Origin of the sequence: Thalassovita mediterranea (assembly GCF_001458435.1) — a bacterium.
In the GTDB taxonomy this organism is placed as follows: domain Bacteria; phylum Pseudomonadota; class Alphaproteobacteria; order Rhodobacterales; family Rhodobacteraceae; genus Thalassobius; species Thalassobius mediterraneus.
The window spans coordinates 17,458-32,977 of the sequence record NZ_CYSF01000002.1 but is presented as its reverse complement, the minus strand read 5'-3'; the positions used below and the strand labels follow the sequence as shown (position 1 = coordinate 32,977).

Here is a 15,520-nt window from a genome sequence, read left to right as displayed (position 1 = left end):
CCCATAGTACCCGTGGGTTATCAATTGCAGGAGGCCCACATGGATCTACCCTTTGACGGTGCCATCAGCGCCTTTTACCGCGACAGCGCACCAGACGATCTGCGCACTGCCATCGCGCAGGCGAACAAGGACGACATTCTATCGCCCAGCTATCCCTACGCCCGCGAAATGCGGCGCAAGGACTATGCTCGCGACATGGACGCGCTGCAGATCGAACTTGTGAAATTGCAATCCTGGGCGCGTGACAGCGGTGCGCGCATTGCAATTGTGTTCGAAGGCCGCGATGCCGCAGGCAAGGGGGGCACCATCAAACGGTTCCGCGAAAACCTGAACCCGCGCGGCGCCAATGTTGTTGCCCTGTCAAAACCCAGCGACGCCGAACAAAGCCAGTGGTATTTCCAACGCTACATTGACCACCTGCCAAGTGCGGGTGAAATCGCCTTCTTTGATCGCAGCTGGTATAACCGTGGTGTGGTGGAACATGTTTTCAACTTCTGCGAAGTGGCTGAACGGGAACGCTTTTTCCATCAGGTGACGCCATTTGAACAAATGCTGGTGGACGACGGTATCCTGCTGTTCAAATTCTGGCTCAACGTCGGTCGTGGTGAGCAGCTGCGCCGCTTTCTGGCCCGTGAAAGCGATCCGTTGAAACAGTGGAAGCTCAGCTGGATTGATGTTGAGGGGCTGAAGCGTTGGGACGACTACAGCGCCGCGATCAAAGAAACCCTGACGCGCAGTCACAGCGCACAGGCCCCGTGGACAATCCTGCGCACAGATGACAAAAAACGCGCGCGCCTTGCCGCGATCCGCCATGTGTTGTCCGCCATCGACTACACGCACAAGGATGCGGCCGCTGTCGGCGCACCCGACCCATCCATCTGTGGAGGCCCAGAGATCTGGGACGTCTGATCATCCATGTCTAAACGCGGCTATCATCACGGCAATCTACGTCAGGCGCTGGTCGATGCTGCCCTGCAGCTGATCGAACAGAAAGGCCCCACCGGCTTCACCCTGTCAGAGGCCGCGAAAACCGCGGGTGTCACCCCCGCGGCGGTCTATCGCCATTTTGCCGGTCGCGAGGACCTGATCGCCGAGGCCGCGCGTCAGGGCTATGAGATCTTTGCCGATGTGATGCAATTTGCCTATGACAGCGGCCAGCCCTCAGCCCTCGCCGCGTTTGAGGCGACGGGCCGTGCCTATATGGCCTTTGCCCGCAAACACCCCGGCCACTATATCGCGATGTTTGAAAGCGGGATGTCCGTCAACCGCACCCCCGAATTGGCAGCGGTCGCCAGCCGCGCCCAAGGGGTGCTGGAAAAGGCTGCCACCGATCTGTCACAACACATCCCCGCCGACAAACGCCCACCCGCAGCGATGTTTTCTGCCCATATCTGGGCGATGAGCCACGGGGTGGTGGAACTGTTTGCCCGAAACTCCCCCGGCACCCAGTCCCCGTTTGAGGCCGATGCGCTACTGGAAAGCGGAATCGGGATTTACCTGCGCGGCCTTGGACTGATTGATCCTGATCACTAGGCCAATCGCCCAACGCGGCTCGACATAATTGCACACATCTATCACCTGCGAACAACAACGGCGGGGACTGAATTCATGCCCGCGCTAAGATCGGGCGCCGAAGACACATCCCGCTCCACCTTCCATCCAACAAAAAAGGGCCGCCCGAAGGCGACCCTTTGAACCATATTCCAGTGAAACGAATTAACGCTTCGAGAACTGGAAGGAACGACGTGCTTTACGCTTACCGTATTTCTTACGCTCAACAACGCGCGAGTCACGGGTCAGGAAGCCGGCCGCTTTCAGGGCGCCGCGCAGCGACGGTTCGTACAGCTGCAGAGCTTTGGAGATGCCGTGCTTAACCGCGCCAGCTTGGCCGGTCAGACCGCCGCCTTTAACGGTGGCAACAACGTCAAACTCACCTTCAACGCCGGCAACTTCGAACGGCTGACGCAGGATCAGCTGCAGAACCGGACGGGCGAAGTACACGCTCATGTCGCGGCCGTTTACGGATACTTTACCGGAACCCGGCTTGATCCATACACGGGCAACAGCGTCTTTACGCTTACCAGTTGCGTAGGCGCGGCCCAGTTCGTCACGAACCGGCTCACGGTTTACTTCTACTTCGGCCACGGCTGCGGCGTCGCCTGCAACTGCACCCAGCTCTTCGAGCGAATTGATTTGATCGGTCATCTAATTAGCTCCGGGTGTTCTTGGAGTTCATGGACTTCACGTCCACAACTTCAGGGCTCTGGGCTTCGTGCGGGTGCTCAGCACCAGCGTAAACGCGCAGGTTGGTCATCTGCTTGCGCGACAGGCGGTTGCCCGGCAGCATGCGCTTGACGGCTGCGGTTACGACGCGCTCAGGATAGGCGCCTTCCAGGATCTGACCGGCGGTGCGGTGCTTGATGCCGCCCGGGTGGCCAGTGTGCCAGTAGTATTTCTTGTCGGCACGCTTGTTGCCGGACAGCTGGATTTTGTCAGCGTTGATGACAATCACGTTGTCGCCCATATCCATGTGAGGAGTGAAGGACGGCTTGTGCTTGCCACGCAGACGCATGGCGACGATCGAAGCGAGACGGCCCAGCACCACGCCTTCGGCGTCGATGATGATCCATTTCTTGTCGATGTCTGCCGGAGTAGCAGAGAAGGTTTTCATCGCGGGAGTACCCTTGTTCAGTGAAGGAAACAGGGCAAAGCCCGATTTCCGAATTCGATTGCGGGGTTATACAGCGCCTGAATTTACGGTCAACTACATCAATGCAGTTTTAATCTATTAAAATCAATGCTTTACAAATTAGGTATTAAAATACCCCACGCACAAACCCTATTCAGACACCGATTTCTTCCTGCGGATTGTCCAACAACTCTGCCAGACGCAGAATCCCTGCCTCGAACCGTTCCTGATCGACCATTCCGTTGACCGCAATGCGCACCGCATGAGGGGCGCGGCTGTCACGCAGGGCAAAATCCTCGGCGCTGCGCAGCAAAACGCCACTGCTTTCGGCAGCGTGTAGGAAGCTGGCTGTGCGCCAGCCTTCAGGCAAGCGCAACCACAACAGCGGCACATCCTCATTCCAGCTGAGGTCATAGGCGCCTAAATGATTGACTGCTGTGCGCACCAGTTCGTTGACCCGCGCCCGCACCTTGGCCGCAACGGTCAACATGCGCGGGTCCTCCATAAAGTGCAGCGCCAGATCGCTCAGCGCAGGCGACAGCCCGAAGGAATTGAAATGCGCAGTACGTTCCAGATCAGCGACATAATCCTTGGGCGGCACCACATATCCTACGCGCAACGCAGGCGTCAGCGCCTTGGACAGCGAGGACACATACCAGCCCCGCTCAGGCATCAAGGAATAATAGCTTTCATCCCGATGATTGCCGATGGAATAACAGTCATCATCCAGAATATGCAGCCCCAACCGCCGCGCCATTTGCGCCACCTCGCGACGGCGGCGGGCTGACGTGAAACGTACAGTGGGATTGCTGACCTCGGACGAGGTGCAGAACAGTTGCACCCCTTCTTCGCGCACCAATCGTTCCAGATCGGCGACAACCGGCCCCTCTTCATCTGTGCGCACGGCAACCACACGTGCGCGACATAGGGCGGCAGCGCGGCGGAAGCCCGTGTAGGTCAGATCCTCCACCGCGATCACCGGATCAGGCCCCTGCAGAATTGTCTGCATCACCATCAACAGCGCATTTTGCGCACCATGGGCCAGGACCAGCTCTTCTGCCGTGAAGGCCCCAACAGGCAGATCCGACATCCAGCGGCGCAGCGCGCGGCGCAGCGGCAGGTCCATCGCGCGGGTCGGATAGCTAAGAAGGTCGCGTGCGCCAATGGTATCCGCAGTTTTGCGCATCGCGTCGCGGATCAATTCGCTTTGCCCCATGTCAGGCAGCAGCGGGCTGCGCAAACTAAGTGTCAGGGGCCAGTCATGGGACGGATCACTGCGGGTCGTTGTTTCGGCGACAAAGGTGCCGCGCCCGACGCCGGCGCTCAGCACACCTTCTTCGGTCAACAGCGAATAGGCCCGCGCCACTGTGCCGGGTGTGACCGACAACTGATAGGCCAGTTCACGCACCGGCAACAGCTTTTCACCGCTGCGCAACTCTCCAACGGCCACCCCGTCCCGGATCGCATTGGCCAGCGCCTTATACTTGGATCGGCCCGCATTCGAGAGGTCCGGCAGCCAATTTGTACCCATAACAATGTTTTCCTAGACGGATTGTATCGCGATTTTGTATCAAGATACTTGTAGCGATATTGCGAAATTGTGTCAATACAATCGACGGATTAGCGAAGTTCTGTGGAAATCTGGCCGCAAAAACACCAGCCCACCCCGCCTAGACCGCGATATTCCCGATACAATTTCCCGTCTTGCCGGCCCGCTGGCGTTGCGCGCAGCAGCGTCGCCCGATCACGCGCTTGCGGATCCCCGGCATTTAATGTGACGCGGCTTATACGGAGGCCCGTCGCCGTTCTGGTGTGAATGACATTCCCCGTCCACGCCGGAATAACACTAGGGCCGGAGATCACTCTCCGGCCCCTTTTTCATTGGCCCCTTTTTCATTTTGGCACCACGCAAAACAACATCAACGCTGCGGGATCGAATAGGTCATACTGGCGCGCGCCACTGGCTGATCATCCCCGTCCGAGAACATCAGCACATCCCCCACCGCCAGAACCTTGCCCAGTTTCAACAGGCGGCATTCTGCGATCAGATCCGCATTGGCCACCGGTTTGCGCATGAAATCCAATGACGACGACGTGGTCACCGCCAGCGCCTTGGGGCCAACCATCGCCATGATGGCGAAATAGACCGACACATCCGCCAACCCGAACATCGACGGGCCGGACACCGTGCCGCCCGGGCGCAGGTGGTCATCACGCACCTTGAGCCGCACCTTGATGCGCATTTCTTCCAATTCTTCGATGACAAAATCATCTTTGATCTGCGGGAACACCTGCGCGATGAACGTCTGCAGCTCCTCCGGCGTCATTTGCAAGGGCATTGCACTCCTCCTCTGGCCTCCCCTTCTTATACAGTCTAGGATTGAGGCAACCTGAGGAGGAGGGCAAGATGGCGATTTTAGAACGTAGCGACACAGGCGCGGTGGCGCGGCTGACATTAAACCAGCCGGAGAAGTTAAATCCGCTAAGTGATGAGATGCTGGCCGCCCTGCAATCAACGTTTGAAGAACTGGCCAACGACAGCAGCATTCGCGCCATTATCCTATCTGGCGCGGGCAAGGCATTTTGCGCCGGACACGACCTGAAACAGATGACCGCCGCCCGTGCAGGCGAAGACGGGGGCCGCGCCTATTTCAAGGATCTATTTGATCGCTGCGCCACCATGATGCAGACCGTGCAGCGCCTGCCCCAACCGGTCATTGCCGAGGTGCATGGCATCGCCACCGCAGCAGGCTGTCAACTGGTTGCCAGCTGTGACATGGCCGTTGCCGCCACCGGCACACGGTTTGGCGTGAACGGGGTGAACATCGGACTGTTCTGTTCGACCCCGATGGTCGCACTGAGCCGCAATATCCCGCGCAAACAGGCGTTTGAAATGCTGACCACCGGCCAATTCATCAGCGCCGAAAGGGCCGAGGCACTGGGGCTAGTGAACCGTGTGGTGGCGCCTGAGAATCTACAGACCGAAACCGAGGCGCTGGCCAATATGGTCGCCGAAAAACTGGGCGTAGCGGTCAAGATCGGCAAAGAAGCGTTTTACAAACAGTTGGAAATGGGCCTGAGTGACGCCTACGATTACACGGGGGATGTGATGGTGGAAAACATGCTGCACCGCCAGACAGAGGCAGGCATCGAAGCCTTCCTTGAAAAACGCAAACCCGAGTGGGATCAGTAAGTTAACCGCCGGAGGCCACAAAACGTGCGCAAGTTGAGGCAATTGTTTCCAAATTCTATGTGGATTTTTTCCAAGTGACCACTTTCCTGCCTCAATTCCGCCTGCTATTGCCTAAATGTGGGCCAAAACATGGCCCCTTGATCATGCGAGCCTGGGTCGCCGCTTTTGGCGTCACATCTCTCACGGCCACACTCTCATTGGCCGGTGACGCTGTCGAAAGGGATCTTTTGGATCTACCGGCCGCGGCGACCCACGCAACCTTTCCCGAACCAAATCTGACCCAAGTACTGCTAGGACAAAAACTGTTCTACGATCCGGTGCTGTCCGGCAATCAAACGGTTGCCTGCGCCACCTGTCACCATCCTAGCCTTGGCACCTCTGATGGAATGTCATTGTCAATCGGGGACGGCGGCATTGGCCTTGGCCCCGACCGCCAACTGCGCGCGGGCGAAACGGTTCCGGCCCGCATCCCGCGCAACGCCCCTGCCCTCTGGAACCTTGGCGCCACCGACATCACCGTAATGTTTCATGATGGCCGCGTGGCCACTGATCCGACCGCTCCCTTCGGGTTCCAAATGCCACCGGATCGCCCGCTACCGGGTGCCGTTGATAGCGTTCTGGCCGCACAGGCCATGCTGCCCGTTTTATCACCGGAAGAGATGGCAGGGCAGCCGGACGAAAACCCTGTTGCCGACGCGGTGCATAAAAATGACCCATTTACTGCATGGGCATTGCTCGCCGCGCGGGTTGAGGCAATCCCTGAATACCGCCAGCGTTTCGGCGCCCTACAGGGCGACCGCGCTGTCACAATGCCCGACATTGCCAACGCCATCGCCGCCTTCATCGCCTATGAGTTCCGCGCGGTGAACAGCCCCTTTGACCGCTATCTGGCAGGCGATGATATGGCGATGAGCGCCGAGGCCCAGCACGGCATGGCGCTGTTTTACGGCGAAGCGGGATGTTCTGGCTGTCACGCGGGATTGCTGCAAACCGATCAGGATTTCCACGCCATCGCCACGCCCCAGATCGGCCCCGGCAAAGGGGGCGAGGTGCCTTATAGCGACACCGGCCGTCACATGGTCACGGGCGAACTGGTCGATTTCTACCGCTTCCGCACGCCATCCCTGCGCAACATCACCCAAACCGCACCCTACGGCCACGCCGGCGCCTTCCCCGACCTACAGGAGATGCTGCTGCACCACATGGGGCCGGTGGATAGCCTACTGACCTATGACCGCACACAGGCCATTCTGCATCCCCTGCCCCTGAACGACTTTGCCGCCCTTGATGATGAGGTCGAACTGCTGGACATCGCCGCCGCAAATGAATTGTCCGGCATTGATCTAGAAGAGGCCGAGATGCGCGCGATCCTCGCCTTCCTAAGCGCACTGACGGATGAAGCATCACTGAAGGGGCGCCTGGGTGTGCCGGATAGCGTGCCGTCGGGCCTGCCGATGGATCAGCCCTAAACGCGCCTCAGCCCTTTCCAAAACGATCAATCTGCCCTACATCGCGGCCATGGATAAAAAACTGCATATCGTCGGCGGCGGCCTCGCCGGATCGGAAGCGGCCTGGCAGGCTGCAAACATGGGTGTCGAAGTGGTCCTGCATGAGATGCGGCCAGAGGTGGAAACCTTTGCGCATCAGACGGGATCGTTTGGGGAAATGGTGTGTTCAAACTCCTTCCGCTCGGACGACCATGAACAAAACGCGGTTGGCCTGTTGCATTGGGAAATGCGCGCGGCCAACGGGCTGATCATGCAGATGGCCGCCAAACACCGCCTGCCTGCGGGTGGCGCATTGGCCGTGGACCGCGATCCCTTTGCCGAAAGCGTGACGCAGGCGCTGCTGGATCACCCCAATATCAGCGTCGAATATGGTGAGGTGACGGAACTGCCGACCGAAGGGCATTGGATCATCGCAACCGGCCCGCTGACATCCGCCAAACTGGGCGCAGCCATTCAGGCAGAAACCGGCGCGGAACGGTTGGCGTTTTTTGATGCCATCGCGCCGATTGTCTATGCAGAGTCGATCAACATGGACGTGGCATGGATGCAGTCGCGCTATGACAAGGGCGAGACGGAGGAAGAGCAAAAGGCCTACCTCAACTGCCCGATGACCAAGGATCAGTACGACGCCTTCATCGCGGCCCTGATGGCGGCGGAGAAGACCGAATTTCACGATGGCGAAACCGCCACCTATTTCGACGGCTGCCTGCCGATCGAGGTGATGGCAGAACGCGGCCACGACACGCTGCGTTTTGGCCCGATGAAACCGGTCGGCCTGACCAACCCGCATGATCCGGAAAACAAACCCTACGCCGTGGTACAGCTGCGCCGCGACAACGCACTGGGTACGCTGTTCAACATCGTTGGGTTCCAGACCAAGATGAAATACGGCGCCCAGACCGAGGTGTTCAAAATGATCCCCGCGCTGGAGGATGCAAGTTTTGCCCGCCTCGGCGGCATCCACCGCAACACCTTCCTGAATTCCCCCACCTTGCTGGACGATCAAATGCGCCTGAAATCGCGCCTTGGCACCGGGGCCAGCATCCGGTTTGCCGGTCAGGTAACGGGGGTTGAGGGCTATGTGGAAAGCGCCGCGATGGGCCTGCTGGCCGGTCGTCTGGCAGCCGCCGAAATTCTCGGCCAAGACCTAGAAACCGCCCCACAGGACAGCGCAATGGGCGCGCTGATCCACCACATCACCGGTGGGGCCGAGGCGAAGACGTTCCAGCCGATGAACGTGAACTTTGGCCTGTTCCGTCCGGTCGAGGGCCTGAAAGGTGGCCGCCGCGGCCGCAAAGACCGCTACAAGGCCTACACAGACCGCGCCAAACAGGTGTTTCAAGAGTGGCTCGATACGCAGGCCACACAGGAAAACTAATGCCCTTCGTGACCCGGTTCGCCCCCAGCCCGACAGGGCCATTGCATCTGGGTCACGCCTACTCTGCCCTCTTGGCCCACGACATGGCCCGCGCGGCAGGCGGAGAGTTTCTCTTGCGGATAGAGGATATTGATCGCACCCGCGCACGCCCCGCGTGGGAGGATCAGATTTACGATGACCTGCGCTGGCTCGGCCTCACCTGGGACGCGGAACCGCTGCGCCAATCAGACCGCCTGCCCGCCTATCGCGCAGCGCTGGAGGGTTTATGGGAACGCGGCCTGCTATATGCCTGCGACTGCACCCGCCGCGATATCCAATCCGCCCTCAGCGCCCCACAAGAAGGGGTGGAGCCTGCCTTTGGCCCCGACGGATTGATCTACCCCGGCACCTGCCGCGACAAACCGCGCCCTGCAAAAATGCCCGAAGGTGCCGCGCTGCGCCTCGACATGACCCGCGCGGTGGCGGCGCTGGACACAGCCGCAATCCGATATGAAGAAACCGGAGAAACGCCGCAAACCGTGACCGTCTCGGCGCAAGACATGACATCAACCGTGGGTGATATCATCCTGTCGCGTCGTGATTTTTTGGGATCTTACCACCTCTCCGTGGTACTGGATGACGCGCACCAAGGCATCACCCATGTGGTGCGCGGCCAAGACATTGCAGAGGCCACGCAAATCCATGTTCTGCTGCAACAGCTGCTAGCGCTGCCCACACCCGCCTACCACCACCACCGCCTGATCCGCGACCCAAAGGGAAAACGCCTCGCCAAACGCGACGACGCCCGCGCCATCGCCAAATACCGCACCGACGGCGCCAGCCCCGCCGACATCCGCCGCATGGTCGGGCTGTGACGGGCGTACCCGCTGATCACGCCATCGGCGTCATCAGCTCCACATCCTCGCCATCGCGCACGGCAGTGTAGAAACAGCTGCGGCGGTTAGTGTGGCATGCCGGACCCGTCTGGCGCACCATGACCAGCAGGCAATCGCGGTCGCAGTCATAGCGGAAATCCACCAGCTCTTGCACGTTGCCGGAACTTTCGCCCTTCACCCAGAAACTTTGGCGTGAACGCGACCAATAGGTCACCTTGCGCGTTTCCAACGTGCGGGCCACGCTTTCGGCGTTCATCCAGGCCATCATCAGCACTTCATGGCTGTCGGCGTCCTGCGCAATTGCGGGGATCAGCCCCTTGTCGTCGTATTTGAGGGTTGCTGGGTCGAAAGCCATCGGAAAAACCTTTTGCATCTGCGCTACAGCCTCCTATCTATGGGGAACGCAAGCAAAGGAAAAGCCATGTCCGGCGATACCGACCTGATAAAACTCTATTCTGCCCGTATTCTGGAACTGGCCGCCGATATCCCGCATATCGACCCGCTGGACGATGCCGATGGCAGCGCCAAACGCCGCTCGCCGCTGTGTGGATCCAGCGTACAGGTTGAGGTCAAGCTGGATCAGGACCGGATCAGCGCATTTTCCCAAGATGTGAAGGCCTGCGCACTGGGCCAAGCCGCCGCCGCTATCGTTGGCGCCGCAGTGATCGGCACTGATCGCGCCACTGTTGAGACGGCGCGTGATCAGCTGAAAGAGATGCTGAAAAACGACGGCCCGATCCCCGATGCGCCTTTTGGCGGGCTAGAGGTGCTGATCCCCGCCCGTGACTATAAAAACCGCCACGCGTCGATCATGCTGGCACTAGAGGCAACGCTGGAAGCCATCGATCAGGCACAGGCCCGCGCAAGCGCCTGACCGCTCCGCAGAGGCCCCGGATCAAGTCCGGGGCGGGTGAGCTACTCGTTGCCCCCATGTGATCCGAGGTGGATGAGCAATCGTCGCGCCCCGGACCTGATCCGGGGCCTCCTACAAACATCTCCCCAAAATAAAAAGCCGCCGCACATTCCGTCAGGAATGGCGGCGGTACAGTTGCATGATCATGTGCAGTTCCACCCCGCCCCGGGAAGAGGCTTTCCAGTTGGACCGGTGATCCGCTGGGATGCAGATCACTGTGGGACAGGCTGATCCGACGCAGGACGTCAGGTTCAAACAGGCAGGTCAAATACGCCGCATGGGGACAGGTGGCGCAGGCCGGGGTGGCATGATCAGGCAGGCAGATAAACGTCTGGCAAACAGATCAGGTCAGCAGCGGCAGATGCAGCCCAATCACAAACATGGCGACCAATGCGGCGGCACCGATGGTGTCAGCCAGCAGGGTATCAGATGAACGAATGATGGCAGCTTTGATGTCGCGGATCATGGTGTGATCTCCCTTCCCTCTCTCGTGTTGCTACTTTGTTCTCATATCACCCGAGTCGAGTAAAGAACTTTTTGAGAACATTTGCGAACAAATGTTCCCATTCGCCCCTTGGAGAAGGTTAACCTACTGAAATCAAACGGATCGCCTGATCCTGCTGCATCAACCACAACAGAACACGCGCCGCCTGTCCGCGCGCACTCTCTAGCGTCGGATCGTCATGCAGCAGCTTGCGCGCATCACTTTGCGCCACTGCCATCAACGGCGCCTGCGTTTCCAGATCCGCCACCCGGAACCGTGGCAGGCCCGACTGCGCGGTGCCGATCAGATCGCCCGCGCCGCGCATTTCCAGATCGACCTCCGCAATGCGGAACCCATCTTCGGTCTCGCGCAGGGTGGTCAGGCGACGTTCGCCGGTGTCATTCAGCGGCGCTTGATAGAGCAGCAGGCAGGTCGATTCCGCCGCCCCACGCCCCACACGCCCGCGCAGCTGGTGCAGCTGCGCCAGGCCGAAGCTTTCGGCGCGTTCAATCACCATGATCGTGGCATTGGGCACATTGACCCCCACCTCGATCACCGTGGTGGCGACCAAGACGCTGGTGCGCCCCGCGACGAAATCCGCCATCGCGGCGTCCTTCTCCGCTGCGGGCATCTGACCGTGAACCATGCCGACAACGCCATCGCCTAGAACCGCGCGCAGGTGTTTAAACCGCTCCTCAGCGGCGGTCAGGTCCATGACTTCGCTCTCTTCGACCAAGGGGCAGACCCAATAGGCCTGCTTGCCCTCGGCCACCGCTTTGCGCAGATGGTTTACCACCTCTTCCATCCGGTTGGTCGTGACCATCGCGGTTTTGATCGGTTTGCGGCCCGGCGGTTTTTCATCCAGCACCGACACGTCCATGTCGCCGTATTGCGCCAGCGACAGCGACCGTGGGATCGGCGTGGCGGTCATCACCAGAACATCCGCGGCCGCGCCCTTTTTGCCCAGCTCCAACCGTTGCCGCACGCCAAAGCGGTGCTGTTCATCGACCACCGCCAGCCGCAGATCGCTAAACTCCACATCCTTTTGGAACACCGCATGGGTGCCGACCAGAATGTGAATGTCACCGCGCGCCAATGCGGCCAGTTTCGCCACCCGCTCCTTGCCCTTATCGCGGCCCGTCAGCAATTCCAGCACAACGCCCGCCTCTTCGGCCAGGGGCAACAGTCCCTCCATATGCTGACGCGCCAGGATTTCGGTCGGGGCCATCATCACGCCCTGCCCGCCGCCCTCTACGGCCGTCAAGAGCGCCATGAAGGCCACCAGCGTCTTGCCCGCGCCCACGTCGCCCTGCAACAGGCGGTTCATCTTGTGCGGCTGTGCCATATCGGCCTGAATTTCGCCGATCGCGCGGGATTGCGCGCCGGTGGGTTTATAGGGCAGCGACGCCAGAACCTGCGCCTGCCACTTGCCGGTGCCCTTCGTCACCTGCCCCTGCGCGCGTTTCAGCTGACTGCGTGCAAGTGCCAAGGTCAACTGATGCGCCATCAATTCATCATAGGCCAGCCGTTGCCGCGCAGGCGATGTGGCGGCCAGATCCTCCGCCCGTGTGGGCGCATGTACAGCAGCAATGGCATCGGCCCAATTCGGCCAGCCCTCACGCTTTTTCTGTTCAGGATCAATCCATTCAGGCAGGTCCGGCACCCGTTTCAAGGCTGAGGTCACGGCCTTGCCCATCTGCTTCAGGCTCACGCCCGCGGTCAGCGGATAGACGGGTTCAAAGGCAGGAATAGCGCCCGCCTCCGCCACCGGCAGCATGTGATCGGGATGCACCATCTGGGCGATGCCGTCGAAAAATTCGACCTTGCCAGAAACGACCCGTTCGGACCCTTCGGGCAGTTGATCCTGCAGATAGCTGCCACGGGCGTGGAAGAACACCAATTGGAAGGTGGTCTGCGCATCTTCCACCGTGATGCGATAGGCGCCGCCGCGATTGCGCGGCGCGCGGTGTTGGCCGACGGTGACCTTGACGGTGATCACCTCTGGCAGGACCGCACCCTGCACCGTGTCGCGCAGGGCCCGATCCACGCCACTGTTAGGCAGGTTATAGATCAGATCAACCGGGCGATGCACATCCAGCGCCGCAAGGTTCTGCGCCGTTTTCGGGCCCACCCCCGCCAGCGTTTCCAGATCCGCAAACAGCGGATAAAGGGGTTCGGGCCGCCCCGTCATTGCGCCCCGATCATTTGCAGCCACTCATCCTCGGTCAGGATGGTGACGCCCAGATCCCGTGCCTTGGTTTCCTTCGATCCGGCACCCGGTCCGGCTATCAGATAATCGGTTTTCTTGCTCACCGATCCGGCCACAGTGGCGCCAAGCGCCTCGGCCTGTGCCTTGGCGTCCGAGCGTTTCATGTTCAGCGTGCCGGTGAAGACCACGGTTTTGCCGCTGATCGCGCTGTCGGCGGCGGGCGCTTCGGGTGCGATGATGGTGGTCAACTGCTCAACCAATCGCTCAATCGCCGCGCGTTCGGCGTTGTTGGCCAACGCATCCGTCAGCGACAACCCAACAGAGGCACCTATCCCATTGAGGGAAATCAGTTTCTCCCACGCGGCGCGCGACGGCATCGACACATTGCAGCGCGCGATGGCCCCGTCGCGGGTGGATTTAATCACCGCGCGGCGCCCCTCTTTGGTGGCGGCGATCCGCTCCGCCTCTTCGGCCAGGTCTGCCTGACGATGGGCAAATGCGGCATCACGGGCACGGTCGGCGGTTTCGATCAGGCTGGCCCAGTCGCCAAAATGCAGCGCCAGATCGCGGGCGACGGTTTCACCGATGTGGCGGATTCCAAGGGCAAACAGCAACCGTTCAAACGGAATTTCACGTTTTTCATCAATGGCCTGAAAGAGGTTATTCGCGCTTTGATCGCCCCAACCATCACGGTTTTTCAGCCGCACCAGTTGTTTCTGATCGCGCGCCTTCAAGGTGAAGATATCCGCCGGCTCTTGGATCGCCAGCACCTCATCGCCATAGAACGCTTCGATCTGCTTGGCGCCGAGGCCTTCGATATTGAACGCCTTACGAGAGACAAAATGTTTCAACTTCTCAACTGCTTGCGCCGCGCAGATCATCCCGCCTGTGCAATAGCGGACCGAATCCCCCTCTTCACGTACGGCGACTGAACCGCAAACAGGGCATGTTTCCGGGAAGTTATAGGGCGCGCTATCTTCGGGCCGTTTTTTCAGATCCACATCCGCCAATTTCGGGATCACATCGCCAGCGCGGTAGACCTGCACCCAATCGCCAATGCGGAAGTCGCGACCGCCCCGGATCTCCTCCCCCTTGGAGTTGCGGCCACGAATGTAATCTTCGTTATGCAGCGTCGCGTTTGACACCACGACGCCGCCCACGGTGACAGGCGTTAGGCGCGCAACAGGCGACAGCGCGCCAGTGCGCCCGACCTGAATGTCGATGCCTTCCAGATGGGTCCAGGCCAGTTCGGCCGGAAACTTATGCGCCACAGCCCATCGCGGCGTGGTCGAACGGAAACCAAGGCGCGACTGTTGGTCCAGATCGTTGACCTTGTAGACGACGCCGTCGATGTCATAGCCCAGATCGGCACGCTGCTGTTCGATCAGGCGATAATGCGCGATCAGGTCCGCCGATGATTGGCACAGCTGTGTCAGCGGGTTGGTCTGAAACCCAAGGGCCGCCAGCCGTTCAATCGCCCCCATCTGCGTTTCTGCCAGTGGCTCGGACAGCTCACCCCAAGCGTAGGCGAAGAAACGCAGCGGTCGCGCGCGGGTGATTTCGGCATTCAACTGCCGCAAAGACCCAGCCGCCGCGTTGCGTGGGTTGGCAAAGGGTTTTCCGCCCCGTTCCGCTTGCCGCTCATTCAACGCGAAGAAATCGGCGTGGGACATATAGACCTCACCCCGCACCTCCAGCACATCAGGCGCGCCCGACAGCACCTGCGGGATATCGGCAATTGTGCGCGCGTTTGCGGTGACGTTTTCGCCGGTTTCACCATCACCGCGGGTGGCCGCATAGACCAAATTTCCCTGTTCATAGCGCAGCGAAAGGGACAGGCCGTCAATTTTCGGCTCTGCCGTAAACGTCAGCGCAGCGCGGTCTATACCCAGATCCTTGGCATTACGGGTCACAAAGGCAGTGACATCTTCGTCTTCGAACGCGTTGCCCAGCGACAACATCCGCACCACATGGCGGATTTTACCGAATCCTTCGGACGGCGCTGCCCCCACCTGATCCGAAGGGGAATCGGCCCTTTTCAGATACGGAAAGCGCTCTTCAATCGCGGCATTTCGTTGTTTCAGCGCATCGTATTGCGCATCCGACATCTGCGGCTGATCGGCACCGTGGTAGTCGGCGTTTGCCGCCCCAAGTAGCTGCGCCAGACGTTCCAATTCTGCCGCCGCCTGCGCCTGATCCAGCTGGTCTACCGCTACATTTTCAAGCTCTGCCAAAGCTGTGCCCTCTTCTTGGCTGTCGGCGGAGGTTGCA

General features: G+C 60.1%; 15 protein-coding genes. 7 read left to right on the top strand and 8 right to left on the bottom strand.

Features of this window, described 5'->3' with window-relative positions; translation table 11 throughout:
- Positions 1 to 39: 39 nt before the first annotated feature.
- Together ppk2 and TM5383_RS01515 are read left to right on the top strand one after the other, a co-directional pair.
- Positions 40 to 909: a polyphosphate kinase 2 gene (gene ppk2 / locus TM5383_RS01520; RefSeq protein ID WP_058317292.1), complete on the top strand. Its 870-nt coding sequence runs from the start codon at positions 40 to 42 to the stop codon at positions 907 to 909.
- 6 nt (positions 910 to 915) lie between these two features.
- A complete protein-coding gene (locus TM5383_RS01515; RefSeq protein ID WP_058317291.1) occupies positions 916 to 1,533 on the top strand; it encodes a TetR/AcrR family transcriptional regulator in 618 nt (205 codons plus the stop codon).
- 183 nt (positions 1,534 to 1,716) lie between these two features.
- On the opposite strand, the gene rpsI is transcribed toward TM5383_RS01515, so the two are convergent.
- The 4 genes from rpsI to TM5383_RS01495 form a co-directional block, all read right to left on the bottom strand.
- Positions 1,717 to 2,205 (bottom strand): 30S ribosomal protein S9, encoded by a 489-nt coding sequence (gene rpsI / locus TM5383_RS01510; RefSeq protein WP_058317290.1) that lies wholly within the window; start codon positions 2,203 to 2,205, stop codon positions 1,717 to 1,719.
- Between the two features lie 4 nt (positions 2,206 to 2,209).
- Positions 2,210 to 2,671 (bottom strand): 50S ribosomal protein L13, encoded by a 462-nt coding sequence (gene rplM / locus TM5383_RS01505; protein WP_058317289.1) that lies wholly within the window; start codon positions 2,669 to 2,671, stop codon positions 2,210 to 2,212.
- Between the two features lie 172 nt (positions 2,672 to 2,843).
- Complete coding sequence (locus tag TM5383_RS01500) at positions 2,844 to 4,220, bottom strand: aminotransferase-like domain-containing protein (RefSeq protein ID WP_058317288.1); 1,377 nt, start codon at positions 4,218 to 4,220, stop codon at positions 2,844 to 2,846.
- Positions 4,221 to 4,608: 388 nt separating this feature from the next.
- Entirely contained in the window at positions 4,609 to 5,028 is a 420-nt protein-coding gene (locus TM5383_RS01495) for a PaaI family thioesterase (RefSeq protein ID WP_058317287.1), read from the bottom strand.
- Positions 5,029 to 5,069: 41 nt separating this feature from the next.
- On the opposite strand from TM5383_RS01495, the gene TM5383_RS01490 reads away from it, so the two are divergent.
- The 4 genes from TM5383_RS01490 to gluQRS all read left to right on the top strand — a co-directional run bounded on the left by TM5383_RS01490 (position 5,070) and on the right by gluQRS (position 9,622).
- Entirely contained in the window at positions 5,070 to 5,882 is an 813-nt protein-coding gene (locus TM5383_RS01490) for an enoyl-CoA hydratase (protein ID WP_268807779.1), read from the top strand.
- A 143-nt stretch (positions 5,883 to 6,025) separates the two neighbouring features.
- Entirely contained in the window at positions 6,026 to 7,351 is a 1,326-nt protein-coding gene (locus tag TM5383_RS01485; protein WP_058317285.1) for a cytochrome-c peroxidase, read from the top strand.
- A 49-nt stretch (positions 7,352 to 7,400) separates the two neighbouring features.
- Positions 7,401 to 8,768 (top strand): methylenetetrahydrofolate--tRNA-(uracil(54)-C(5))-methyltransferase (FADH(2)-oxidizing) TrmFO, encoded by a 1,368-nt coding sequence (trmFO, locus tag TM5383_RS01480; RefSeq protein ID WP_058317284.1) that lies wholly within the window; start codon positions 7,401 to 7,403, stop codon positions 8,766 to 8,768.
- Positions 8,768 to 9,622 (top strand): tRNA glutamyl-Q(34) synthetase GluQRS, encoded by an 855-nt coding sequence (gene gluQRS, locus TM5383_RS01475; protein WP_058317283.1) that lies wholly within the window; start codon positions 8,768 to 8,770, stop codon positions 9,620 to 9,622. Before trmFO ends, gluQRS begins: the two co-directional genes overlap by 1 nt.
- Before the next feature lie 16 nt (positions 9,623 to 9,638).
- On the opposite strand, the gene hisI is transcribed toward gluQRS, so the two are convergent.
- Positions 9,639 to 10,016: a phosphoribosyl-AMP cyclohydrolase gene (gene hisI / locus TM5383_RS01470; protein ID WP_058317282.1), complete on the bottom strand. Its 378-nt coding sequence runs from the start codon at positions 10,014 to 10,016 to the stop codon at positions 9,639 to 9,641.
- A 48-nt stretch (positions 10,017 to 10,064) separates the two neighbouring features.
- On the opposite strand from hisI, the gene TM5383_RS01465 reads away from it, so the two are divergent.
- Complete coding sequence (locus tag TM5383_RS01465) at positions 10,065 to 10,517, top strand: iron-sulfur cluster assembly scaffold protein (protein ID WP_058317281.1); 453 nt, start codon at positions 10,065 to 10,067, stop codon at positions 10,515 to 10,517.
- 382 nt (positions 10,518 to 10,899) lie between these two features.
- Here TM5383_RS01465 and TM5383_RS17070 read toward each other — a convergent pair whose 3' ends face one another.
- The 3 genes from TM5383_RS17070 to ligA form a co-directional block, all read right to left on the bottom strand.
- Positions 10,900 to 11,022, bottom strand: a complete 123-nt coding sequence (locus tag TM5383_RS17070) for a hypothetical protein (RefSeq protein ID WP_268807778.1) — start codon at positions 11,020 to 11,022, stop codon at positions 10,900 to 10,902.
- A gap of 118 nt (positions 11,023 to 11,140) precedes the next feature.
- Complete coding sequence (recG, locus tag TM5383_RS01460; RefSeq protein WP_058317280.1) at positions 11,141 to 13,231, bottom strand: ATP-dependent DNA helicase RecG; 2,091 nt, start codon at positions 13,229 to 13,231, stop codon at positions 11,141 to 11,143.
- The gene (ligA, locus tag TM5383_RS01455; protein WP_370695950.1) at positions 13,228 to 15,483 is read right to left on the bottom strand and encodes an NAD-dependent DNA ligase LigA; all 2,256 of its coding nucleotides are present in this window, start codon (positions 15,481 to 15,483) and stop codon (positions 13,228 to 13,230) included. Before ligA ends, recG begins: the two co-directional genes overlap by 4 nt.
- Between the last annotated feature and the right edge of the window lie 37 nt (positions 15,484 to 15,520).